This window comes from Proteiniborus sp. MB09-C3, from assembly GCF_030263895.1.
GTDB lineage: Bacteria > Bacillota > Clostridia > Tissierellales > Proteiniboraceae > Proteiniborus.
Genome location: NZ_CP127161.1, coordinates 2,197,990 through 2,219,515 on the forward strand (window position 1 = coordinate 2,197,990; position 21,526 = coordinate 2,219,515).

26 protein-coding genes are annotated in these 21,526 nt (G+C 32.0%); 25 read left to right on the top strand and 1 reads right to left on the bottom strand.

The window, feature by feature from the left end:
- The first annotated feature begins 3 nt into the window (after window positions 1–3).
- The 25 genes from QO263_RS10570 (at window position 4) to QO263_RS10690 (ending at window position 19,977) form a co-directional block, all read left to right on the top strand.
- Window positions 4–3,363: a penicillin-binding transpeptidase domain-containing protein gene (locus tag QO263_RS10570; protein WP_285620974.1), complete on the top strand. Its 3,360-nt coding sequence runs from the start codon at window positions 4–6 to the stop codon at window positions 3,361–3,363.
- 100 nt (window positions 3,364–3,463) lie between these two features.
- Window positions 3,464–4,105: a septum site-determining protein MinC gene (gene minC / locus QO263_RS10575; protein WP_285620976.1), complete on the top strand. Its 642-nt coding sequence runs from the start codon at window positions 3,464–3,466 to the stop codon at window positions 4,103–4,105.
- 19 nt (window positions 4,106–4,124) lie between these two features.
- On the top strand, window positions 4,125–4,919 hold the full coding sequence (gene minD, locus QO263_RS10580; protein ID WP_285620978.1) for a septum site-determining protein MinD: 795 nt from the start codon (window positions 4,125–4,127) through the stop codon (window positions 4,917–4,919).
- Window positions 4,920–4,938: 19 nt separating this feature from the next.
- The gene (gene minE, locus QO263_RS10585; protein WP_285620983.1) at window positions 4,939–5,223 is read left to right on the top strand and encodes a cell division topological specificity factor MinE; all 285 of its coding nucleotides are present in this window, start codon (window positions 4,939–4,941) and stop codon (window positions 5,221–5,223) included.
- A 184-nt stretch (window positions 5,224–5,407) separates the two neighbouring features.
- A complete protein-coding gene (mgsA, locus tag QO263_RS10590; RefSeq protein WP_285620985.1) occupies window positions 5,408–5,830 on the top strand; it encodes a methylglyoxal synthase in 423 nt (140 codons plus the stop codon).
- A gap of 171 nt (window positions 5,831–6,001) precedes the next feature.
- Window positions 6,002–6,349 (top strand): hypothetical protein, encoded by a 348-nt coding sequence (locus tag QO263_RS10595; protein ID WP_285620987.1) that lies wholly within the window; start codon window positions 6,002–6,004, stop codon window positions 6,347–6,349.
- Between the two features lie 16 nt (window positions 6,350–6,365).
- Window positions 6,366–7,244 carry a M50 family metallopeptidase gene (locus QO263_RS10600; RefSeq protein WP_285620990.1) on the top strand — a complete coding sequence of 293 codons (879 nt, stop codon included), beginning with the start codon at window positions 6,366–6,368 and terminating at the stop codon, window positions 7,242–7,244.
- 66 nt (window positions 7,245–7,310) lie between these two features.
- Window positions 7,311–9,152: a TIGR03960 family B12-binding radical SAM protein gene (locus tag QO263_RS10605; RefSeq protein ID WP_285620992.1), complete on the top strand. Its 1,842-nt coding sequence runs from the start codon at window positions 7,311–7,313 to the stop codon at window positions 9,150–9,152.
- Entirely contained in the window at window positions 9,152–9,850 is a 699-nt protein-coding gene (locus tag QO263_RS10610) for a TIGR03936 family radical SAM-associated protein (protein ID WP_285620994.1), read from the top strand. Before QO263_RS10605 ends, QO263_RS10610 begins: the two co-directional genes overlap by 1 nt.
- 85 nt (window positions 9,851–9,935) lie before the next feature.
- The gene (locus QO263_RS10615) at window positions 9,936–11,432 is read left to right on the top strand and encodes an Rne/Rng family ribonuclease (protein WP_285620997.1); all 1,497 of its coding nucleotides are present in this window, start codon (window positions 9,936–9,938) and stop codon (window positions 11,430–11,432) included.
- 122 nt (window positions 11,433–11,554) lie between these two features.
- Window positions 11,555–11,866 carry a 50S ribosomal protein L21 gene (rplU, locus tag QO263_RS10620; RefSeq protein ID WP_285621000.1) on the top strand — a complete coding sequence of 104 codons (312 nt, stop codon included), beginning with the start codon at window positions 11,555–11,557 and terminating at the stop codon, window positions 11,864–11,866.
- Window positions 11,867–11,874: 8 nt separating this feature from the next.
- Window positions 11,875–12,222, top strand: coding sequence for a ribosomal-processing cysteine protease Prp (locus QO263_RS10625; RefSeq protein WP_285621033.1), 348 nt, complete (start codon window positions 11,875–11,877; stop codon window positions 12,220–12,222).
- Between the two features lie 4 nt (window positions 12,223–12,226).
- Window positions 12,227–12,517: a 50S ribosomal protein L27 gene (gene rpmA, locus QO263_RS10630; RefSeq protein WP_285621035.1), complete on the top strand. Its 291-nt coding sequence runs from the start codon at window positions 12,227–12,229 to the stop codon at window positions 12,515–12,517.
- 173 nt (window positions 12,518–12,690) lie between these two features.
- Window positions 12,691–13,164 (top strand): IS200/IS605 family transposase, encoded by a 474-nt coding sequence (gene tnpA / locus QO263_RS10635; RefSeq protein ID WP_285621037.1) that lies wholly within the window; start codon window positions 12,691–12,693, stop codon window positions 13,162–13,164.
- Window positions 13,165–13,344: 180 nt separating this feature from the next.
- Window positions 13,345–14,064 carry a Spo0B domain-containing protein gene (locus QO263_RS10640; protein WP_285621038.1) on the top strand — a complete coding sequence of 240 codons (720 nt, stop codon included), beginning with the start codon at window positions 13,345–13,347 and terminating at the stop codon, window positions 14,062–14,064.
- Between the two features lie 88 nt (window positions 14,065–14,152).
- Window positions 14,153–15,433, top strand: coding sequence for a GTPase ObgE (obgE, locus tag QO263_RS10645; protein ID WP_285621040.1), 1,281 nt, complete (start codon window positions 14,153–14,155; stop codon window positions 15,431–15,433).
- 19 nt (window positions 15,434–15,452) lie between these two features.
- A complete protein-coding gene (locus QO263_RS10650) occupies window positions 15,453–15,635 on the top strand; it encodes a hypothetical protein (RefSeq protein ID WP_285621042.1) in 183 nt (60 codons plus the stop codon).
- A 19-nt stretch (window positions 15,636–15,654) separates the two neighbouring features.
- On the top strand, window positions 15,655–15,948 hold the full coding sequence (gene yhbY, locus QO263_RS10655) for a ribosome assembly RNA-binding protein YhbY (protein ID WP_285621044.1): 294 nt from the start codon (window positions 15,655–15,657) through the stop codon (window positions 15,946–15,948).
- A 105-nt stretch (window positions 15,949–16,053) separates the two neighbouring features.
- On the top strand, window positions 16,054–16,242 hold the full coding sequence (locus QO263_RS10660; protein ID WP_285621046.1) for a hypothetical protein: 189 nt from the start codon (window positions 16,054–16,056) through the stop codon (window positions 16,240–16,242).
- Between the two features lie 98 nt (window positions 16,243–16,340).
- Window positions 16,341–16,982 (top strand): nicotinate-nucleotide adenylyltransferase, encoded by a 642-nt coding sequence (nadD, locus tag QO263_RS10665; protein WP_285621049.1) that lies wholly within the window; start codon window positions 16,341–16,343, stop codon window positions 16,980–16,982.
- 1 nt (window position 16,983) lies between these two features.
- Entirely contained in the window at window positions 16,984–17,565 is a 582-nt protein-coding gene (yqeK, locus tag QO263_RS10670; RefSeq protein WP_285621051.1) for a bis(5'-nucleosyl)-tetraphosphatase (symmetrical) YqeK, read from the top strand.
- An 18-nt stretch (window positions 17,566–17,583) separates the two neighbouring features.
- Window positions 17,584–18,534, top strand: coding sequence for an LCP family protein (locus QO263_RS10675; protein ID WP_285621054.1), 951 nt, complete (start codon window positions 17,584–17,586; stop codon window positions 18,532–18,534).
- Between the two features lie 21 nt (window positions 18,535–18,555).
- The gene (rsfS, locus tag QO263_RS10680; RefSeq protein ID WP_285621057.1) at window positions 18,556–18,900 is read left to right on the top strand and encodes a ribosome silencing factor; all 345 of its coding nucleotides are present in this window, start codon (window positions 18,556–18,558) and stop codon (window positions 18,898–18,900) included.
- A gap of 16 nt (window positions 18,901–18,916) precedes the next feature.
- Window positions 18,917–19,564 carry a helix-turn-helix transcriptional regulator gene (locus tag QO263_RS10685; protein ID WP_285621060.1) on the top strand — a complete coding sequence of 216 codons (648 nt, stop codon included), beginning with the start codon at window positions 18,917–18,919 and terminating at the stop codon, window positions 19,562–19,564.
- A 32-nt stretch (window positions 19,565–19,596) separates the two neighbouring features.
- Entirely contained in the window at window positions 19,597–19,977 is a 381-nt protein-coding gene (locus QO263_RS10690; protein WP_285621063.1) for a RidA family protein, read from the top strand.
- Window positions 19,978–20,102: 125 nt separating this feature from the next.
- Here the strand turns inward: QO263_RS10690 and QO263_RS10695 are convergent, their stop codons facing one another.
- Entirely contained in the window at window positions 20,103–21,386 is a 1,284-nt protein-coding gene (locus QO263_RS10695) for a D-alanyl-D-alanine carboxypeptidase family protein (protein WP_285621065.1), read from the bottom strand.
- Between the last annotated feature and the right edge of the window lie 140 nt (window positions 21,387–21,526).

A 21,526-nucleotide genomic window follows, 5' to 3' on the forward strand; every position in this document is an offset into this window, starting at 1 on the left:
TATATGAAGTTCTGGGAAAAGATAAAAGATAGATATAATATTTTCATTTTCCTCACAACTTTGATTTTTGTTGCTTTGGCTTTTAAGCTAGCAGCATTGACTATTGTTGAGGGAGAGGAAATGAGGAGGACTTCTAATAGTAAAAGAGTAAAACAGATATCTATAACTGCATCTAGAGGAGAAATAAGAGATAGATATGGAAGACTATTAGCAGGTAATAATCCTAGCTTTACAGTTCAGATAATGAAAGATGAATTAAATATAAAAGACACAGATAAACGAAATAGCGCAATCCTTAAGCTTGTTAGGATACTTGACGATGAAGGCGTTAACTATATTGATGAGTTTCCTATTGATTTAAACCATTTTTCATATAATAGTGCTGCAATGTATATGGAAAATAGTAAAACACCTTATGAATACGTAACAGAATTGATTTTAAATAATAATCTTGTAGAAGAACTGATTAATTCAACTATGAGAATAGAGGACGACACAAACTCTAGAGTTTTCTTTACTGCAAGAAGAGCAGTAAATGTTTTGGAAAATGAAGGCATTTCAATGCCTATAAAAATAGACTTTAACGAAGAAAAAAATATTTCTTTTAATTATGATACAAATGTGGATATAGAAAAATGGCAAAAGGAAAATAATATACCAAATGGCAAAACTGCAAGAGATATATTGATTTCTAAAATAATAGAGAACAAAAAGGTTCTTATGAAACTTATAAACAATCCTATTGTGAGTGAGCTTACATATGAGGTTTTACAAAACAATGGATTAGCAAACGACATTTCTCTTGAACCATATAGTTTTAGCTTTGATGAAGAATACAAATCTATTAAAAGAAATTTAATGAAGAGCTTTGGAAATATAACAATTGACAGTTCAGCCACAGATGATTTTGTAAATATCGTCCTTCAAACAGAGGCTAAATACGAGATTCTTTCAAATATCTTTGTTAAAGGAAGCGATGAAGAAAAAAATAAAGAACAAACAATACCAGGACAAATTCTAATTAATAAACTTAATGAAAAGAACATAGATATTCCAGTAAATATTGTCATAGATGAAGAGGAGAGTAAGGTTTCTTTTAAATATAAGAGTGACGAAGAAAAGGAAAGATTTTATAAGAATGAAAAAATAGAAGGGGAATTAACTGCTATAGAGGCACTAATATATATTGCTGAAAAGCATAATGTTATTACTGACTTTATAACTGATGACAAGATTAAGTCAATTGCCCAGGAAAAAGTTTTAGGGTATGTAAATCCTAAAATATCTATTTCTACTTGGGAATATGCTGTACTAAATAATAAGAAAAGCTGGCTTGAGACGTATAATGTCCCAAAAGAAAGTAGTGCTAAAGAAGCATTTGAATTTTTAACTAATAAATATAAAATAGAAGAAGGACTAAATAAATATGAAGCTAGATCTATAATGCTAGTTTTAGAGCAATTAAACAAACAAGGCCATAGAGCATATCAGCCAATAAATTTAGCTTATGGAATAAGAAATAGTACTGTGGCAAAGCTTGAAGAAAACAAATTTGATTTATTAGGCGTTGGAGTTTCAATTGAACCAATAAGATATTATCCTAATGGTGAAACAGCTGCACATATTTTAGGCTATTTAGGTAAGATATCCCAGACAAATGAAATAAAAAAATATATTGAAGAACAGGGATATTCCCCTAACGATATTATCGGAAAAACTGGAGTAGAAGACAGCTTTGAACAATATTTAAAAGGTAAAAATGGAAGTAGACGTGTAGAAGTAGACGTGTTAGGAAATACAATAAAAGTATTAGATGAAGTAAAGCCTATACCGGGAAACAATCTATATCTAACATTAGATCTCGAACTGCAAAAAGTTGCAGAGGATGCATTAAAACAAGCCATAGAACAGATACAAATAGGCGGGGAATTCCAAAGTAAGTGGGGTAATTACAAATTCCCTCAAGCATATAAAAATGCTACTTCTGGAGCTGTTGTTGCTATAAATGTAAAGACAGGTGAAATACTTGCATTAGCTAATTATCCTGCCTACGATCCAAATCTTTTTGTAACAGGTATTTCTGATGAAGACTGGAGGAGCTTAATGCCCGAACATGAAGAGGATCCACTTGCACCAAGGCCCCTTTACAATATATCATTGCAGACAGCCATTCAGCCTGGATCTATATTTAAGATGATAACAGGATTGGCAGCACAAGAAAAGGGTATAAGCTCAAGTAAAAAAATCTATGACTATGGAGTTGTAGAGATAGGAAACGGAAGATTTGGTTGTTGGTACTGGAACGATTATGGAAGAGTTCATGGATGGGTCAATTTAGCTGAGGCTATAAGAGATTCATGTAACTATTATTTTTATAGTGTTACAATGGGCAGAAATCCAAAGACTGGAGAAGGTCTTGGAGGAAAGGTAGATATTGAGGATATTTTGAGAGTAGCAAAGGAATTTGGGTTAGATGATAAAACTGGAATAGAAATAGCAGGAGAAAGAGCTGTTGGAGTTCCTGATACAAATCTGAAGACAAACAACACTAAAATAGGTTTAAGAAGATTTTTGAATACTAATATAAGGGACTTCATTAAAGAAGGGGCTCATATAGATGAAAAGGATATATCAAAAATTATAGATGAAATTGTAAGTTGGGCTGAATTTGAAGAACCTCTAAGCAAGAGAGAAGTAGTCCGAAGACTTGATAAACTAAATATTAATGGAGAAAAGAAGCTTGAAGGAAGCAGAGAAGATTTAGCTGATGTTATTAAATATACCTATTTAAATCAATCAGGCTGGAAACAGGCAGATACACTTAATATTTCAATAGGACAAGGACAAAATGCGTACACTCCAATCCAAATGGCAAACTACATGGCTACCTTAGCAAATGGTGGATATAGACATAATGCAAGTGTAATCTCTAAAGCCCAGAATCATGATAATTCTGAGATTGTTTATGAGCCAAAGAGGGAATCTGATAGAGTAGTTCTTAAGGATTATAATTTTATTAACGAAGTAAATAAAGGCTTAGGTATGGTTACAAGTGATGGTACATCTAGGGCAATTTTTAAGGACTTCCCTGTAAAAGTAGCTACAAAAACAGGTACTGCACAGAATTCTGGAACAAATCCAGCAACAGGTGAAAAATATGATAACTATGCTTGGTTTGCTGCATATGGGCCGTATGAAGAAAATAATCCAGAGGCAGCTGAGATTGCTGTGGTAGGAGTTATTTTTCAAGGTGGTACTGGTGGATATGTAGGGCCAATAGCTAAGGAAATAATAGCACAGTATCTTGGACTCAACTATGAAGCAAATGATGAGTTTACAGTAAGAAATAAATTGGCTAAGTAGGTTTTCTACATGCCAATTTATTTTTATTAAAAATAAGAAGGAATTATGCAAAAAATGAAGAATAAAAATAATAGCTGTGTATACTTTTGGAGGGTGACAAATGAGTCAAAGCTTAGTTACATTTAAAGGAAATCAAGATGGTATATATATTTTTGTTAAAGAAGGAAGCTTTCAAAAAATAAAAGAACAGCTAGAGAGTAATTTAAAAAAAGCAGGTTCATTTTTTAAAGGAGCTAAGGTAATAAGCATAAAAGGAAAAGAATTATCTATTGATGAAAAGGAGGAGCTTAAAGGCATAATAATTAATAAATTTGGGATTGATGTAGATGAAATTAGAGATGTTGTTGATGAAGAGGAAAATAGTGAACTAACGCAAATTCAATTCTTTGAAGGTATAGAAGAGGGATATACAAAGTTTGTACGAGCTACTATTAGATCTGGTCAGACTGTGGAATCTGAAGGAAACTTGGTCGTAATCGGGGATGTGAATCCTGGTGGAATTGTTATGGCAAAGGGAAACATAGTTATTCTTGGTGCATTAAGAGGAATAGCCCATGCAGGTTGTGATGGAAATATAGAAGCTATAGTTGTAGCCTTTTATTTACATCCAACACAGCTTAGGATATCTGATATTATTGCAAGAAGACCTGACGAAGAAATGGAATTTTCTAAATGGCCAGAAATTGCAAGGGTGGAAGAGGATGCAGTACTCATAGAAACTTATCTACCTAAAAACAAATAAGAATAGGGGGTTGAACTTTATGGGTGAAGTTATTGTTGTTACTTCAGGAAAAGGTGGTGTAGGTAAAACTACAACTACAGCTAATTTAGGCACAGGTTTAGCTATAGAAGGTAAAAAGGTTGCTATAGTTGATGCTGATATTGGATTAAGAAATCTTGACGTTGTAATGGGCCTTGAGAATAGAATAGTTTATGATATTGTAGATGTTGTAGAGAAGGTTTGTAGAATAAAGCAAGGGCTTATAAAGGATAAAAGATATGATGGGTTATTTCTTCTGCCTGCTGCACAAACAAAGGATAAAAATGCAGTAACCCCTGCACAGATGCTAGACCTTTGCAATGAGTTAAGAGAAATGTTTGATTATGTTATTATAGATTGTCCTGCAGGAATAGAACAGGGTTTTCAAAATGCTATAGCAGGAGCAGATAGAGCTATTGTAGTTACTACTCCAGAGATTTCAGCTGTGAGAGATGCAGATAGAATAATAGGACTGCTTGAAGCTAAAGGATTACATAATCCAAAGTTAATTGTAAATAGGATAAGACCAGATATGGTGAAAAAAGGTGATATGATGAATATCGATGACATGACTGATATTCTAGCTATTGATTTAATCGGCGTGGTACCTGACGATGAAGCTATTGTAATCTCTACAAATAAAGGAGAGCCTGTGGTCATTGATAATAAGACACTGGCAGGACAAGCATATAGAAATATAGCTAAAAGAATAATGGGAGAAGAAGTAGCCTTATTGGAATTGGATGTTGATGAGGGCGTTTTTGGTAAGCTGAGAAAATTATTTTTTGGTAAATAGCTAAAAAGGAGGGGTAAGTTTGGATTTATTTAAATTCTTTAGTAAAAACGAAAGCAAGAGCAAAAATGTTGCAAAGGAAAGACTAAAATTAGTTTTAATCCACGACAGGGCTAATATTTCTCCTCACTTTTTAGAAATTCTTAAAGGGGATATAATAAGAGTAATATCTGATTACATGGTAATTGATGAGGAAGGTCTAGATATAAAGCTTACAAGAACTAGAAGGGAAAGCGACAATACACCTATACCAGCATTGATTGCCAATATACCAATTTTAAAAATGAAAGAAGAATCTATAAAATAACAAAAGCTTTTATTGAAGAATTAAAAGGTAGCTTTTGTTGAGACACTGCATAAGCGACTTACACGAAATCAGATATTTCGGCAATCTGCTTAAAACTCATTCACGGAAAGTTCTTTTATTATAAAGATCAAAAGTGGAACTTTCCTATTCGCTACAAAAAGAACTTTTATTATTGGAGGAAATTATGAATATTGCTTTAATAGCCCATGATAATAAAAAAAAGCAGCTAGTTAATTTTTCCATTGCATATAAGCATATTCTTGAAAAGCATAGTCTTTTTGCTACAGGAACCACTGGTAAGTTAATTATAGAAGCTACAGGCCTCAGTATAGTTCGCATGATGTCAGGCCCTTTAGGAGGAGATCAGCAAATAGGAGCAAAAGTAGCAAGCAATGAAATGGATCTTATAATCTTTTTAAGAGATCCCCTAACGTCTCAGCCTCATGAGCCAGATGTTCAGGCACTGCTTAGATTAAGTGATGTTCACTCTATTCCTATCGCTACAAACATTGCCACAGCAGAGCTTTTGATAAAATCCCTTGAAAGAGGAGATATGCATTGGAGAGAAATTATTAGCCAATCTAAAGAGCATAATCATATAGATTAAATAAAAAACCTACGGTTGTGAAATCGTAGGTTTTTTTCTGATATAAACTGATTTTCTGAACGCTTTTATCAGAAAGAAAGCAATAGCGAACAAATAAATTTGTGTTTCAGGACCGTTAAATTGTAATAAAATCACCTTCTTAAAAATATAAATATACTAAACTGAAAGAGGGTGATTATAATAGGTATAAAAGAAAAGATAAATAAAAATATAAGCAATGTATTAAATAGTCTAAGAAAAAAAAGAGTTTATAATACCTATAATAATAGTAATGGAGTAAGCTTTTATAGAAAACAGCTCAATAAAGTAATAATTTGTATTTTAATCATATTAGCAGTATTGATAATTAAAAAAGCAAATATAAAATTTACTAATAATATAATCAGAATAGTAGACGAGTCTGTTAATTATTCATTTGATATAAAAGAAGATACAAAAAAGATCTTTGATTTTGTAAAAGGTGCAGTTAAGATACCAGATAAGGTAATCGAAACATTTAATATGAATGCCTTTAATTGATAGGAAGGTTTCCTAAATGAAGATATTAAAAATTAAAAACATTAGCATTAAAGTAAATATTTTTATGCTAATTGTATTTGCGTTATACTTTATGCTTGGTTATTTTATTGAAGTCCTTGTTATAGTATTTACTGTTTTAATTCATGAGATTTCTCATAGCCTTGCGGCTAGAAAGTGCGGATTTGAGATAAACGAAATCGAAATATTTCCTTTTGGAGGAATAGCGAGATTTGAGTACATGAAAACAATTTACCCTAAGGAAGAAATATTTATATGTGCAATAGGGCCTCTAAGTAATTTTGCAGTAATGATTGTATTTATGGGACTTAAAAGTCTTTATTTTGATAATTATTTATTTGATTATATAATTAAAATTAATAAACTGATGTTTATAATAAATATTTTTCCTGTCTTTCCTCTTGATGGTGGCAAGATAATTAGAGCTGTATTATCCTTATTTATTGGTTATAAATCTTCTACAACTAAGCTGTCATATATTACATATATGCTATGTACAATTATTATACTCTATGATATATTAAATGGGTTAATAGGTGATGGCACAAGCTTAAGTCTAATAGCAGTATTTACTATAATAGCTGCCAAGAAAGAAAGGGAAATGGCAGCTTTTGCTTTCATAAAATCTATTACAGGAAAAACAAATGAAATTAATAGGAAAAAGAAAATGAAGGCTCATCTTTTAGTTTGTATTAAAACAATCAATATAAAAGAAGCCTTAGATTGTTTTTTACCTAATAGATACCATATATTTATTATTATCAAAAGTAATGGGGAAACTATTGGTACTATAACAGAAAGCCAATTACTAGAGGGGATATATAGCTATGGTCTTGATATTACACTAGAAGAACTACTAATAGAAACTAAAAAATGATAAAATAATAAATATGCAGAAAATAAAGATGTATGTTGAACAACTAAAAGGAAAAGGATGAGATAAATGTTAGATAAAGGGCAGTTTGAAAAAATTTTAAATAGAGTTGAAAAGCCGGCTAGGTATATTGGAAAGGAACAGAATATTTCATTAAAAGATATTACTGAAGATACGGTTAGATTTGCATTTGCTTTTCCTGATGTTTATGAGGTAGGTATGTCTCATCTAGGGATGCATATTCTCTACAATCTCTTAAACAGTAAGGATGATATATACTGTGAAAGAGTGTTTGCACCTTGGACTGATATGGAAGAAGAAATGAGAAAGAACAATATTCTATTGTATGCTCTAGAAAGCAAAGATTTTATAAAAGATTTTGACTTTATGGGATTCACACTTCAATATGAGATGAGCTATACGAATATAATCAATATGATTGACCTGGCAGGAATTTCTATTATGTCAAAGGATAGGAAAAATGACGATCCATTTATTATTGCTGGAGGGCCCTGCGCTTATAATCCAGAGCCATTGGTTGGAATTGTGGACTTTTTTGTAATAGGTGAAGGAGAAGAAGTAACACTAGAAATAATTGAGATATATAAAAAGTGGAGAAAAAGTGGAGGAGAAAGAAAAGAGTATTTAGAAGCAATAGCTAGCATTGAAGGAGTATATGTGCCAGAGCTTTATAATGTAGATTATAACGAAGACGGGACTATAAAAGCCTTTTATCCTATGGATGCCAAGCATCCAACTAAGATTAAAAAAAGAATTATAAAAAATCTTGATGAAGCATTTTTCCCTGATAAAATAATAGTTCCATTCATAGAAACTGTTCATGATAGGGTAATGCTAGAAATATTTAGAGGTTGTACAAGAGGCTGTAGATTTTGTCAAGCAGGAATCATATATAGACCTGTGAGAGAGAGAAGCATGGATACTTTACTTGAATCTGCTAGAAAGCTTATAGAAGCAACAGGCCATGAGGAAATATCACTTTCTTCTTTAAGTACCAGTGATTACTCTCAGATTCTTGAATTAGTGAATAAACTCATAGAAGAATACAAGGATAAAAAGGTTGGTTTATCTTTACCTTCTCTTAGATTGGATTCTTTTCCTTTAGAGGTAATTGAAGAGATTCAAAAGGTGAGAAAAACAGGCTTGACATTTGCACCTGAAGCGGGTACTCAAAGACTCCGAGATGTGATAAATAAGGGAATTACAGAAAAAGACCTGTTTAAATCCACTGAGGAGGCTTTTGGCTCTGGCTGGTCAACTGTAAAATTGTATTTTATGATAGGATTACCTACTGAAACCTTTGACGATGTTATGGGAATAAAGGATTTGGCATATAGGGTAAAAGATATTTTCTTTAAAATGCCTAGAGAGCAAAGGAAGGGCAATTTAAAAGTAACAGTGAGTACTTCTTGCTTTGTCCCAAAGCCCTTTACGCCTTTCCAATGGTATCCTCAGGATAGTATTGAGATGTTTAATAAGAAGATTAATCTACTGAAAAGCAGTATCAAAGATAATAAGGTAACATATAATCATCATGATTCTAGATTAAGTTATTTAGAAGCAGTTCTAGCACGAGGGGACAGGCGTTTATCAGACGTATTGATAAAAGCATGGAAAAAGGGATGCAAATTTGATAGCTGGGGAGATAAATTTAGCTTTGAAAAATGGCTTGAAGCATTTGAGGAAACAGGAATAGACCCAGATTTTTATGCTTCTAGAGAAAGAAGCTATGATGAGATTCTTCCATGGGATTTTATAGATGTAGGAGTTTCGAAAAAATATCTTATAAATGAAAATGAAAAGGCTAAAAAAGGTGAGCTTACTAAAGATTGTAGAAAAGGATGTACTGGTTGTGGTATCAATAAAAGTTTTACAGGTGGTGTTTGCTAATGAAGATAAGAGCTAAGTTTACAAAACAAGAGTATATAAAATATATTTCTCACCTTGATTTAATGAGAGTTTTTCAGAGAGCATTTAGACGTGCTAATATCCCAGTAAAATATAGTGAAGGATTTAATCCACATCCTCAGTTTTCTTTAGCTACGGCTTTAGCTTTGGGAGTATCAAGTGATGGGGAATATATGGATGTTGAATTAGATACATATATTGAACCAGAAGAATTTAAGCAAAGATTGAATATAGTATTGCCAAATGGGATAAAAATATTAAAGGCGGTATTTTCAGATGACAAAGATTCAATAGTATCCTTAATACGATGGGCTACCTATATAATAGGATTTTCAACTAAAGAAAAGGTAACTCCAGAGGAGATTACAAGCGAGATAGATAGTTTTTTAAGCAGGGAAGAACTTATCTTAACTAAGGAAAAAAAGAAAGGGAAGAAGGTAACTGTAAAGCAACACAATGTTAGAGAAAGAATAAAAGAATTATTTCTTCTATCAAATGAAAATGATACAATTATACTTAAGACTACTTTAATGACAGGAAGTCAGGGAAACTTAAAACCAGAAGAAGTTGTAGAGTTACTTAAAGAGTATACAGAAATAAAGATTGAAGAAGATAGCTTAAAGCTTCATAGACTTGAGCTATTTGTTGAAAAAGATGGTGCAGCTTCTTTACCTATATAAGATGGTGCTAGCATAAAGTTTATTTTAGCTACAGTATAGATTTTTAGTACTCTTAGCGCTCAAATTTAGCTTTAGGAGAGATTTTATGAGTCAAATAATAATTGATGTGGGTTTACAAGAAAATAGAGTAGCCGTTATGGAGAATGCTGAACTAGTAGAATTATATATAGAGAAGGACGATAATAAAAGAACTGTTGGCAACATATACAAGGGGAGAGTTGTCAATGTGCTACCGGGTATGCAAGCAGCATTTGTTGACATAGGCTTAGAGAAAAATGCTTTTCTTTATGTAAAAGATGCAATTCCTAAAGAGATGCTCTCAAACAAAAGAATCAATCTTAAGGATATATCCATTAAGGATGTCATCAAATCAGGACAAGACATTGTTGTGCAGGTAATAAAGGAGCCCTTTGGAAACAAAGGAGCAAGAGTAACTACCCATATTACCATACCTGGCAGACATATTGTGCTTATGCCTTATACTGATTATATAGGAGTATCAAGGCGCATAAATGATGAGACTGAAAGAAATAGGTTAAGAGAAATTATTGAGAGTGTTAAGCCTGCTAATATGGGATTGATATTAAGAACTGCAAGCGAAGGCTTAGAACTAGAGGATTTCAAGGAGGATATAAGATTTCTACTAAAAGTATTAAACAAAATTGATAGTGAAAGAAACCTAGGATTTGCACCTAGAGTTATGTACAAAGACCTTGATTTAATCCATAGAACAGTGAGAGATTTGTTTACAAATAATATCGGAAAGCTGATAATCAATAGCAGAGATGAGTATAAGAGTATAGTAGAGCTTATAGAGATGATATCTCCACAATTGAAATCTAGGGTTGAGTATTTTGATTCTAGCCATGATATATTCGGATATTTTGGAATTGAGCAGGCAATTCACAGAGCCTTAGACAGGAAGGTTTGGTTAAAAAGCGGAGGCTATGTAGTAATAGATGAAACAGAGGCTTTGACGTCAATAGACGTGAATACTGGTAAATATGTAGGCAGTATTGATCTAGAGGATACAGTCCTCAGAACTAATATGGAGGCAGCAAGAGAAATAGCTAAACAGCTAAGGCTAAGAAATATTGGTGGAATAATAATTATTGATTTTATTGATATGAATAATGAATTACACGAGAAGGAAGTTCTAGAAGTATTAGAAAACGAACTAAAAAAAGATAGAACAAAGTCTACTGTTTTAGGAATGACTCAGCTAGGTTTAGTGGAAATGACAAGGAAGAAAGTAAGGAGTAGATTAACTACTAATTTATTAATGGAATGTCCTTATTGTAATGGTACAGGTAAAGTTTACTCAGAAAGCTCAGTACTGAGTTTAATCGACAAGGAAGCAAAGAGATTAAGGCTGCATACTAGTGCAGAAGCAGCTGTTTTAGAAGTAAACCCTCATACAGAAGGGTATTTGAGAGAAAACAATAACTATTTTATAAAAAGAATAGAAGAAGAATATGGTATTAAGCTATTTGTAAGAGCAAATCAATCTATTCATCATAATGAAGTCAGAGTAAAGAATATAGGAAAAATAGATTTTATAAAAGGAATTTTAGGGGAATGATTTTTTCCTTGACTTTTTGTACTTAGTCTGATAAAATTTTACTTTGTAAGTGGCCGCTCGGTGCGGGTTTTAAAACTTAGGTACCTAGCATTGGCGAGACTGGTTAGAGGAGGTGTAGTGTAATGTACGCAGTAGTTGAGACAGGCGGAAAGCAATATAGAGTTCAAGAGGGAGATGTTGTCTTCATTGAAAAAGTTGATGGAAACGAAGGCGAATCTTTAAATTTTGATAAAATACTTTTAGTTTCTAATGGTGAAGAGGTAAAAGTAGGCAAGCCATATGTAGATGGCGTTTCTGTAACTGGCAACATCGTTGAGCATGGTAAAGCTAAAAAAGTTGTTGTTTTTAAATTTAAGAGAAAAAAAGATTTCAGAAAGAAACAAGGACATCGTCAGCCATACACAAAGGTTAAGATAGAAAAAATAAATGGATAGTGTTAGACATGACGAAGATAACTATACTCAAAAATAGGAATGGTAGTATAGTAGAGTATGAGATTAAAGGTCATACTGGTTATGGAGCCTTTGGAGAAGACATACTATGTGCCTCCATATCAATTTTGAGTCAAACAGCCCTTATTTCATTAAATGAAGTATGTGGCATAAAAGAGAATGACATATTTTATTCAATAGATGATAAAAGAGGATATTTAAAAGTATCCATACCCTTTGAACTCCCTAGAGAGCAAAGGGAAAAGGCAGACATAGTACTAAAGACTATGGAAGTGGGATTAAAGGGATTGATTGATATCTATCCAGATTATATAACCCTCAAATACAGGGAGGTGTAATGAGATGATTAGAATAAACTTACAGCTGTTTGCATCTAAAAAAGGAGTAGGTAGCTCTAAGAATGGCCGTGATAGTGAATCTAAAAGATTAGGCGTTAAAAGAGCAGATGGACAATTTGTTCCAGCAGGCAATATATTAGTTAGACAAAGAGGAACAAAAATCCATCCAGGTTTAAATGTAGGCAGAGGTGGAGATGACACTTTGTTTGCTACAATTGACGGAGTTGTTAAATTTGAAAGAAAAGGTAAAGACAAAAAGCAAGTTAGTGTTTACCCAGTAGAAACATTAGCATAAGCATAATAATAAAAACCTACCAGATTTATGGTAGGTTTTTTATTGTATCATGAAAACCCCTGGTTCTACCAGGGGTTCCAAAAAGCTTTAGCTATGAGTAGATTTTAAAAACCTCCTTTGTTAAAATTAATTCAGGTTCGCCAACCGAATTAAGAACAAAGGAGGTATCCGAAATGGATAAAAATAGTTTAGCACATACTAAATGGAATTGCAAATATCACATAGTATTTGCACCAAAATATAGAAGACAAGTGATATATGGAAAAATTAAAAATGATATAGGAAAAATTTTAAGGAAGTTGTGTGAACAAAAAGGAGTGGAAATATTAGAAGCGACGGCTTGTACTGATCATATACATATGGTGGTAGCTATACCGCCTAAATATAGTGTGTCAAGTATAATGGGATATTTAAAGGGGAAAAGTTCGCTAATGATATTTGATAGACATGCGAATCTAAAATATAAGTATGGAAATAGACACTTTTGGTGCAGAGGATATTATGTAGACACAGTAGGACGTAATGAAAAAGCGATTAGAGAATATGTAAAAAATCAACTACAAGAAGATATAGCAAATGATCAAATAAGTCTACTAGAATATGTAGACCCGTTTACGGGTGAGCAAGTAAAGAAAGGCAAAAAGTAATGGATTAGCTGCTTTAGCAGCAGCCTGAGAAATAAAGCAGTTGGCGAACCATTCAATGAGCCTTAAGGCTCAAGCGAGTAACATGCCCTTATAGGGCTGAACAAACTACCCGCTGAGCGGGTAGTTTTGATTTATTGTTTATTTTTTCTATTATTATGTTAAAATATAATAGGGAAGTTATTGGAAGGAGGTGATAGTATTAGTGTTCAAATAAGTATTTTTATTGCAATTATATTATTTGTTTTATCTTTGACTAGTATAGGATCATTATTTTTACTTATTAGGAATAAACATGAAGGATATAAACTAAGACAAGAAATGGAGCTTGGTTTCTTAAAAAAAACTAAGTATTTATTAAGAGAACAAAGGCATGATTACATGAATATTTTTCAGATTATATATGGATATTTACAGTTAAATAATATAGACAAGGGCATGGAACATATTAAAAAGGCAATAACTATTTCATCTAATTCTAGTAAATGTTATTATATATCTATTTTTTCTATTTCATTGCTTTTAGAAAAAAAAGCAAAACTGGGTGAAAGTAAAGGGGTAGAAGTTATTTTTGATGTTGATAGCTATGTGGATAGTGAAATTAGAAATATTAAAGACGAAAATGTAATTATAGAATGTATTTCCAAATTATTTGATTTTTTCATTGATTGTACATATAAAGATAAGGGAGAAAGAAAGCTTTTTATAGACATATATGAGGATATCGATAAAATTGAATTTGTTTTTAGTGGAGATATTGATGCAAATTTATTGGAACAAAGGAGCAAAGCTATAAATAATATAGTTAAAATCGACGATGGATATGAGGTAGTGTTTTACTTTGATAAAACAAAAGATTTACTTTTAGAAGATACTATTTACTCCATGTCAAATAGTTATTAAAATTATACTTACTTGGAATACTAATAGATAGTTGACACATTAATAACAGTTGATATAATAAAATTATTATAGAATAAGGATGGATATAATGTTTATAGATGTCGCAAAAATATATATAAAAGCAGGTAACGGAGGACATGGTGCTGTTGCCTTTAGAAGAGAGAAGTATGAACCAGCAGGTGGGCCAGCAGGAGGAGATGGAGGCAATGGTGGCAGTGTAATACTGCAGGTAGATAGAAATATCAGAACACTTATGGATTTTAGATATAGGAAACATTATAAGGCTGAAAATGGCGAAGATGGAAAGTCTAAAATGCAATACGGAAAAAAAGGCCAGGATCTTATATTAAAGGTACCACAAGGAACTATAGTTAGAGATGCAGAAACTAATAAAGTCATTGCAGATTTAACAGAAGATGGTCGTAATTTTGTAATTGCAAAAGGAGGTCGTGGCGGAAAAGGTAATATGAAGTTTACCACATCCACAAGACAAGCACCAAGATTTGCAGAAGGGGGCTCAAATGGAGAAGAACTTTGGATAACTTTAGAGCTTAAGCTATTGGCAGATGTAGGACTAGTAGGTTTTCCTAATGTGGGCAAATCGACTTTATTGTCTATAGTGACTGATGCAAGGCCTAAAATTGCAGATTATCATTTCACTACTCTTGCTCCAAACCTTGGAGTTGCAGAACTTGAGGGTGGAAGAAGCTTTGTTATAGCAGATATACCTGGACTAATTGAAGGAGCACATATGGGTGTAGGTTTAGGTCATGAGTTTCTTAGACATATAGAACGAACTAGGATTTTAGTCCATTTAGTAGATGTGTCATCAAAAGAAGGAAGGGATCCAGTAGAGGATTTTTATAAAATCAATGCAGAGCTTAAGGAATACAATTCTAAGCTTGAAAGCAAGCCTCAAATTGTTGTGGCAAACAAGATTGATATTCTAGGAGATGGTGACGGTTATGACAGGCTTGCAAAAGAAGTAAGGAAGCTTGGTTATGATATATATGCCATATCTGCAGCTACTGGTCAGGGAATAAAAGAGCTTGAGAATGCAATTTGGAACAAAATACAAGAAGTTGGAGAACCAGAGCCTGCTTATGAAATCACAGATGAAAGTAAAATATATGAATTGACAGATAAGAAGGATGAAATTATAATTAGAAAAGAAGACGACAAATATTTTGTAGAAGGATATCAAATAGAAAAGATTCTTAACTCCACAAACTTTGATGATTTAGATTCTGTAAGATACTTTCAGAAGGCTATTAAAAGGAAGGGAGTTGTGGATAGATTAAAAGCATTAGGAATTAATAATGAAGATATCGTAAATATTTGTGGTTATGAATTTGAATTTTTTGATTAATGGAGGTCAAGTTAAGGAAATGAACTGCATAAATTGTGGGAATTGTAAAGAAAATCAACCAACTTATTATTGTGTGGCTAAGGGGGATTTTGTGATCAATGCTAAGTATGAGCCTTCTGAAAAGTTAAGAAGCGGGTGGAAAAAGGGAATGCAAAATTATGAAGTTCATAGAAGAAAAACAAAGAAGGAAGTAGAAGTATAATAATAAAGGAGTGTACCTTTTGATAAGTGGAAAACAAAGAAGCTATTTAAAGGCCTTAGCTAATAAAATAGAGCCAATTTTTCAAGTGGGAAAAAATGGTTTAACAGAAAGCCTTATTAAACAATTGGATGAAGCTCTTGAAGCGAGGGAAATCATAAAAATAAATGTACTTAATAATAGTTTACTAGAGGCAAAAGAAGTAGCTTTGGAAGTATCAGAGAAATTAGCTGCAGAATATGTTCAAAGTATAGGAAACAAATTTGTTATTTACAGAGAGTCAAAAGAAAATAAAAAGATAGAATTGCCTAATTAAAAATATAAAATCCATGATGAAATAAATAAATATGGGAAAAATAAAAAGAGATTGGTAGCCCAGTCTCTTTTTATGACCTATATTTATTTATGGAGGCGAAAAGTTATGTATAATTGCTTAAACCAAGTAAGAGCTTCTTATGATAAAGGCTTTAAGTGTATTAAATACGAACAAAATTTAAATGGTGAATTAGTTATATATCTGAAAAATTTTGAAAGTGAAAAAATTGAGACATTATATTGCGATGATAAACAAGAAATAAATGAAATAAAATATTTTATTGACCTAAACTAAAGAATCACGGTGTTTACTATTTATCTAAATCTAAAAATATTATATAATAAAAAACGACACGTATTGTAACAAACAAATTAAGATTGTGAGGATATTTTATGAGTAATCATATAAAAAAATATGGGATAATGGGGGGAACTTTTGATCCCATTCATGTTGGACATCTAGTTATTGCAGAAGAGATAAGGTGTAAATTTAATTTGGACAAGGTTATTTTTATACCTGCTGGAAATCCTCCTCATAAAGATTCCAGTAGGATTACATGTGGGGATCATAGATATCAGATGACTTTGCTGGCTACTGTTTCAAATCCGTATTTTGATGTTTCTTCCATAGAGTTGGAGAAGAATGAAGTCACATATACAATTGATACTATAAAGGAATTGAAAAAATGCTGCAGGGATAGTGCAGAATTTTACTTTATTACTGGAGCGGATTCTCTACTTGAGCTTTCAACCTGGAAGGATGTAGATCAATTGCTCACTATGTGTAAATTTGTTGCTGCTACTAGGCCAGGCTTTCAATTATCTAAAATCGAAACAAAAGTAAAAGAACTTGAGTCTAAATATAATAAAGGTATATATACAGTGTCAGTACCTGCACTACAAATATCTTCCACTGAGATTAGAAATAAGATTAGGGAAGGCAAAACAGTAAAGTATTTGCTTCCTGAATCTGTAGAATCTTATATAATAAAGCATAAACTATATTTAGATAATGTTAAAAAGGATTGTTTATAGCATGGAGAAATACAAAAATATTATTGATAAAGTAAGTGCAAAATTGATAGACAGTATTGGATATGAAAGGTACTCTCATTCTATAAGGGTAATGGAGGAAGCTATTAAGTTATCTGCCATATTTTGCTGTGATGAGAAAAAAGCTGCAATTGCAGGGCTACTTCATGATTGCGGTAAATTTAGTGATGAAGATGAATTGTTGAAAAATGCCTATAATTTTGATATAATTCAGAGAGATGCTTGTATTGCTAATTCTGCCCTAATTCACGGTGTTCTAGGTGCTGAAATAGCTAGAAAAGAATTTCATATAGAGGATAGAGATATATTAAGTGCTATTCGATATCATACAACAGGCAGAGAAAACATGACACTAATTGAAAAAATAATATACATATCAGATTATATAGAACCAGAAAGAAATTTCCCAGGGGTAGATGAGATTAGAAAACTAGCCTATGAGAATTTAGATTTAGCCTTGCTTAAGGCTATGGATAAAACAATAAAGCATATAATAGACAAAGGGTTTTATATTCATCCTGATACAATTAATGCAAGAAACTATCTAATAAATAAAATCAAATAGGCTTGGAGTGAGTATAAAATGAAGAAATTTTTAAAAACCTTTATGGTGGCATTTCTAGTATTTTTAGTTATTTTTGGAGGAATTATCACATTTGTTTTGAAAGATGATAATAGTAAAAACACTTTGGTGTCAAATATTTCAGGGCTAATTAAAGGCGATGATAGTAAAAAAGATATAACTTTTCTTCTTTTAGGTATTGATTCAAAGGATGTAACTAAAGCAAAAGGTCAAAGAACTGATACGATGATGCTATGTAAATATGATGATACTACTGGAAAAGTTTCAATACTGTCAATTCCTAGAGATACTATGGCTACAATAAGAGGAAGAAAAAATAAAGAAAAGATTAATCATGCTCATGCCTATGGAGGTCCAGAGCTATCTGTAAAGGCAGTTAAGGACCTGTTAGGTATTGAACTTGATTATTATGTAAGAGTAGATTATAAAATTGTTGAGGATGTAGTTGAATTGATTGGAGGGGTGGAAGTAGATGTACCTATGGATATGAAATATTCAGATCCAACAGCAGATCCACCGCTAAAAATCAATCTTAAAAAAGGCAAACAGACTTTAAATGGTAATGAATCTTTGCAGTTTTTAAGATATAGAAAAGGGTATGCTGATCAGGATTTAGGAAGAATAGGGGCTCAGCAGCAATTTATGAGCAGTGCTATTAAAAAGGCTCTGAATCCACTTAATATAATTAAGCTGCCTCAATTTGTTGAGACTTACATTAAAAATGTAGACACCAATATACCTTTAGATACTATAGCTAAGTTTGCACTTAAAGCAAAAAATGTAGATACTGAAAATATGGAAATGGCAACATTACCAGGTGAAGCTAAATATATTAGTGGAGTATGGTATTTTGTTCATAACAAAGAAAAGACTCAAGAAACAGTCAACAGCATGTTTATTGAGCAAAACGTAGTTATGGATGATGGAGAAAAGGAAAAGTCTAAAAATTAATATTAATCAGGAGGTAAAATAGTGACTGAACAATTGTCTATAATAATAAAGTCTGCTGATGACAAAAAGGCCTTTGATATTAAGGCGCTGAATATATCTAAACTCACCAGCATAGCAGATTATTTTGTAATATTAAGTGGAAATTCTCAGAGGCAAGTAATGGCAATATCAGATGATATTGAAGATAAAATGTATAGCCAAGGCTATGATTTAAGGCATAAAGAAGGATATAGTACTGGAAAGTGGATACTATTAGATTATGGCGATATTATTGTTCATGTTTTTCATAAAGAAGATAGAGATTTTTATAATCTAGAGAGACTATGGGCCGATGCTGAAGACATTGATATTGAAGCATTCAAATAGGAAGAAGGTATGAAACATGGCTATTAATATGAATGGCTTAACTGAGAATTTTACTTTAATTGCAGATGGGTTAGGAAAATTATTAGGTCAAAATTGTGAAGTAGCTTTATTTAATAGCAAAGATTCAAATTATAAACTATTTTATTCTGTAAATAATCAAATTACAGGCAAAAATTATGAAAATAATATGAACCATTATGAACTTGAAGCTCTTAATAAAGCCAAAGTTCATAATGGTTGTACAATTTTCTCTTATACCACTAAAGATGGACGAAGCCTGAAGGCGGCTTTGTTTATTTTAGGAGACAGCTCCAAGGAAGGAGCTGTTATTATGATAATTAGTTATGATATAACAGACTTTTTATTAGCTAGAAAGGCTTTTCAGGTTTTTTGTGCAATTGACGATATAGCTGAAGATAAATCCGACAATGACAGTAAAAAAGATGGTGAGAATATAACCATCTTAATGGAAAGATTAGTATCAGACATTGTTGATGAAGTTGGAAAACCTATATCTTATCTTAGCAAAGAGGAGAAGGTTAAAATTGTTAGTCTTTTAAACAATAAGGGTGTTTTTCTTGTAAGGGGCTCAGTCGAATATGTTGCAGAAAAGCTTTGTGTATCAAGATATACAATATATAATTATCTAGAAGAAATACGATAAAAGAGAACTAAATTATTTAAGGAGGTTACATAATGGAAAAGAAATCAATATTTACTGAAGAGGCACCAAAAGCAATAGGACCTTATTCACAAGCAATAACTGTAGGAAACATGGTATTTACATCAGGTCAACTTGGTATCAACCCTGAAACTGGAAACATGGCAGAAGGTACAATACAGGATGAGACAAGACAATCATTAAACAATCTTAAGGCTGTATTAGAAGCAGCAGGTGCTAAATTAACCGATGTTGTTAAGACTACAGTTTTTATAAAGGATATGAATCAATTTGGATTGATAAACGAGGTATATGGTGAATACTTTAGTGAACATAAGCCAGCTAGATCATGCGTTGAGGTAGCTAGATTACCTAAGGATGGAAATGTGGAAGTTGAAGCAGTAGCGATACTATAAAAGGTGACATTATGTCACCTTTTTCTGTTAGTTGGATTATTTCGAATAAGCTTGGAACATTGAAATGCATTTCGAGTCCCATAACCTTCAGTGTGCTGTCTGACATTGAAAGTGTCTTTCTAGACCTACTTTATATATAAATAAGATTGCCTTCTATTTTTTCTTATTCTTCTCCTCTTAACTTCAACAGATATTCTCCAGCCCAATAGCAATATAATTAACCATACCCACCATTTTTTAAAAATTGAATCCTTACTATTTATACTAACTACTTCAAGGGCTCCTTTTTGATTTACCTCCATGGCAGAAACAATATTTCCAGTTTCAATTACTTTACCATCTAACTCAAGTTCGATTTTTCCTATAACTTGTCCCTTAGAAATTGGTGCAGAGATTTTTTCAGGAAGAACAATCTTTCTTTTGATTTCACTTTCTCTTCCTTTAGGTACAAGACTAAATAGGTCATTGCCTACTATCCCTGTAACAATTTCCTTATCCCCGTTTTCAACATTAATATTATCAATAAATTCATTTTTAAAAGCAAGTTTGACACTTGAAAAACTATCAAAGCCATAATTTAAAAGCTTATGGGTATCTATGAAAACATTGTTGCCATTTGTTTTTAGAACTACACTTATAAGTTTCTGACCATTTCTTTCTGCAGAAGACACTAAACAACTCTGAGCTTCAGGAGTATAGCCCGTTTTTATGCCATTAGCACCGTCATATTTTATAGCTACATTGCTTCCATTGACATTTATTTTTTCTGTTCCATATATTAACTTATTTGATGATTTTAAAGGTCTTGAGACCGATTTTTTATTAGTAGGCTCTATTGTATATGTATATGAAGATACAATACTTTTAAAGAAATCATTTTTCATCGCATATTTTGCAATCATTGCCAAGTCATATGCAGTAGTGAAATGATTATCATCATGTAGTCCATTTGCATTTACAAAATTAGAGTTTTTTGTCCCTATTTCTTTGGCTTTACTGTTCATCAGTTTTGCAAACTCTTCTGTGGAACCAGATATTTGTTTACCGATTACTGCTGCAGCATCATTAGCTGACTCTATAAGAGTTGCATAAATTAAGTCCTTCATAGTTACTATTTCGTCTGGTTCAAGGGCTATATGACTCCCAGCAATTTCGTAGGGAGTTTCCTTATCAACTGTTACTTTTTGATCAAGATTACCTTTTTCAATGGCTATTATTGCAGTTAGCATTTTTGTTGTACTTGCAGGAAACATTTTTTCATGTATATTCTTTTCAAAAAGTATTTTTCCAGTATCTGCATCAATTAAAATAGCAGCTTCAGCAGATATATCTGGTTCATCAGCAAATACGTATTTTTCAAAATTAAAAACTAAAAACAATAGCATAAAAAAAACAATAAATTTTTTCAACATACCACCTCCGCTTATAACTACCTTATAGTATATCAAAATATGACATTATTTTTAAGTCAAATACGTATTTTTTAAAAAAATATTTGACTTTATAGAAACTATTTGAAGGATATAGATGTATCTTATAGAATAATGTG

Excerpts from the sequence above, each read along its gene's own strand:
- QO263_RS10570 (WP_285620974.1), top strand. The coding sequence starts at position 4 with ATGAAGTTCTGGGAAAAGATAAAAGATAGATATAATATTTTCATTTTC.
- minC (WP_285620976.1), top strand. The coding sequence starts at position 3,464 with ATGAGTCAAAGCTTAGTTACATTTAAAGGAAATCAAGATGGTATATAT.
- minD (WP_285620978.1), top strand. The coding sequence starts at position 4,125 with ATGGGTGAAGTTATTGTTGTTACTTCAGGAAAAGGTGGTGTAGGTAAA.
- mgsA (WP_285620985.1), top strand. The coding sequence starts at position 5,408 with ATGAATATTGCTTTAATAGCCCATGATAATAAAAAAAAGCAGCTAGTT.
- QO263_RS10600 (WP_285620990.1), top strand. The coding sequence starts at position 6,366 with ATGAAGATATTAAAAATTAAAAACATTAGCATTAAAGTAAATATTTTT.
- QO263_RS10605 (WP_285620992.1), top strand. The coding sequence starts at position 7,311 with ATGTTAGATAAAGGGCAGTTTGAAAAAATTTTAAATAGAGTTGAAAAG.
- QO263_RS10610 (WP_285620994.1), top strand. The coding sequence starts at position 9,152 with ATGAAGATAAGAGCTAAGTTTACAAAACAAGAGTATATAAAATATATT.
- QO263_RS10615 (WP_285620997.1), top strand. The coding sequence starts at position 9,936 with ATGAGTCAAATAATAATTGATGTGGGTTTACAAGAAAATAGAGTAGCC.
- rplU (WP_285621000.1), top strand. The coding sequence starts at position 11,555 with ATGTACGCAGTAGTTGAGACAGGCGGAAAGCAATATAGAGTTCAAGAG.
- QO263_RS10625 (WP_285621033.1), top strand. The coding sequence starts at position 11,875 with ATGACGAAGATAACTATACTCAAAAATAGGAATGGTAGTATAGTAGAG.
- rpmA (WP_285621035.1), top strand. The coding sequence starts at position 12,227 with ATGATTAGAATAAACTTACAGCTGTTTGCATCTAAAAAAGGAGTAGGT.
- tnpA (WP_285621037.1), top strand. The coding sequence starts at position 12,691 with ATGGATAAAAATAGTTTAGCACATACTAAATGGAATTGCAAATATCAC.
- obgE (WP_285621040.1), top strand. The coding sequence starts at position 14,153 with ATGTTTATAGATGTCGCAAAAATATATATAAAAGCAGGTAACGGAGGA.
- QO263_RS10650 (WP_285621042.1), top strand. The coding sequence starts at position 15,453 with ATGAACTGCATAAATTGTGGGAATTGTAAAGAAAATCAACCAACTTAT.
- QO263_RS10660 (WP_285621046.1), top strand. The coding sequence starts at position 16,054 with ATGTATAATTGCTTAAACCAAGTAAGAGCTTCTTATGATAAAGGCTTT.
- nadD (WP_285621049.1), top strand. The coding sequence starts at position 16,341 with ATGAGTAATCATATAAAAAAATATGGGATAATGGGGGGAACTTTTGAT.
- yqeK (WP_285621051.1), top strand. The coding sequence starts at position 16,984 with ATGGAGAAATACAAAAATATTATTGATAAAGTAAGTGCAAAATTGATA.
- QO263_RS10675 (WP_285621054.1), top strand. The coding sequence starts at position 17,584 with ATGAAGAAATTTTTAAAAACCTTTATGGTGGCATTTCTAGTATTTTTA.
- QO263_RS10685 (WP_285621060.1), top strand. The coding sequence starts at position 18,917 with ATGGCTATTAATATGAATGGCTTAACTGAGAATTTTACTTTAATTGCA.
- QO263_RS10690 (WP_285621063.1), top strand. The coding sequence starts at position 19,597 with ATGGAAAAGAAATCAATATTTACTGAAGAGGCACCAAAAGCAATAGGA.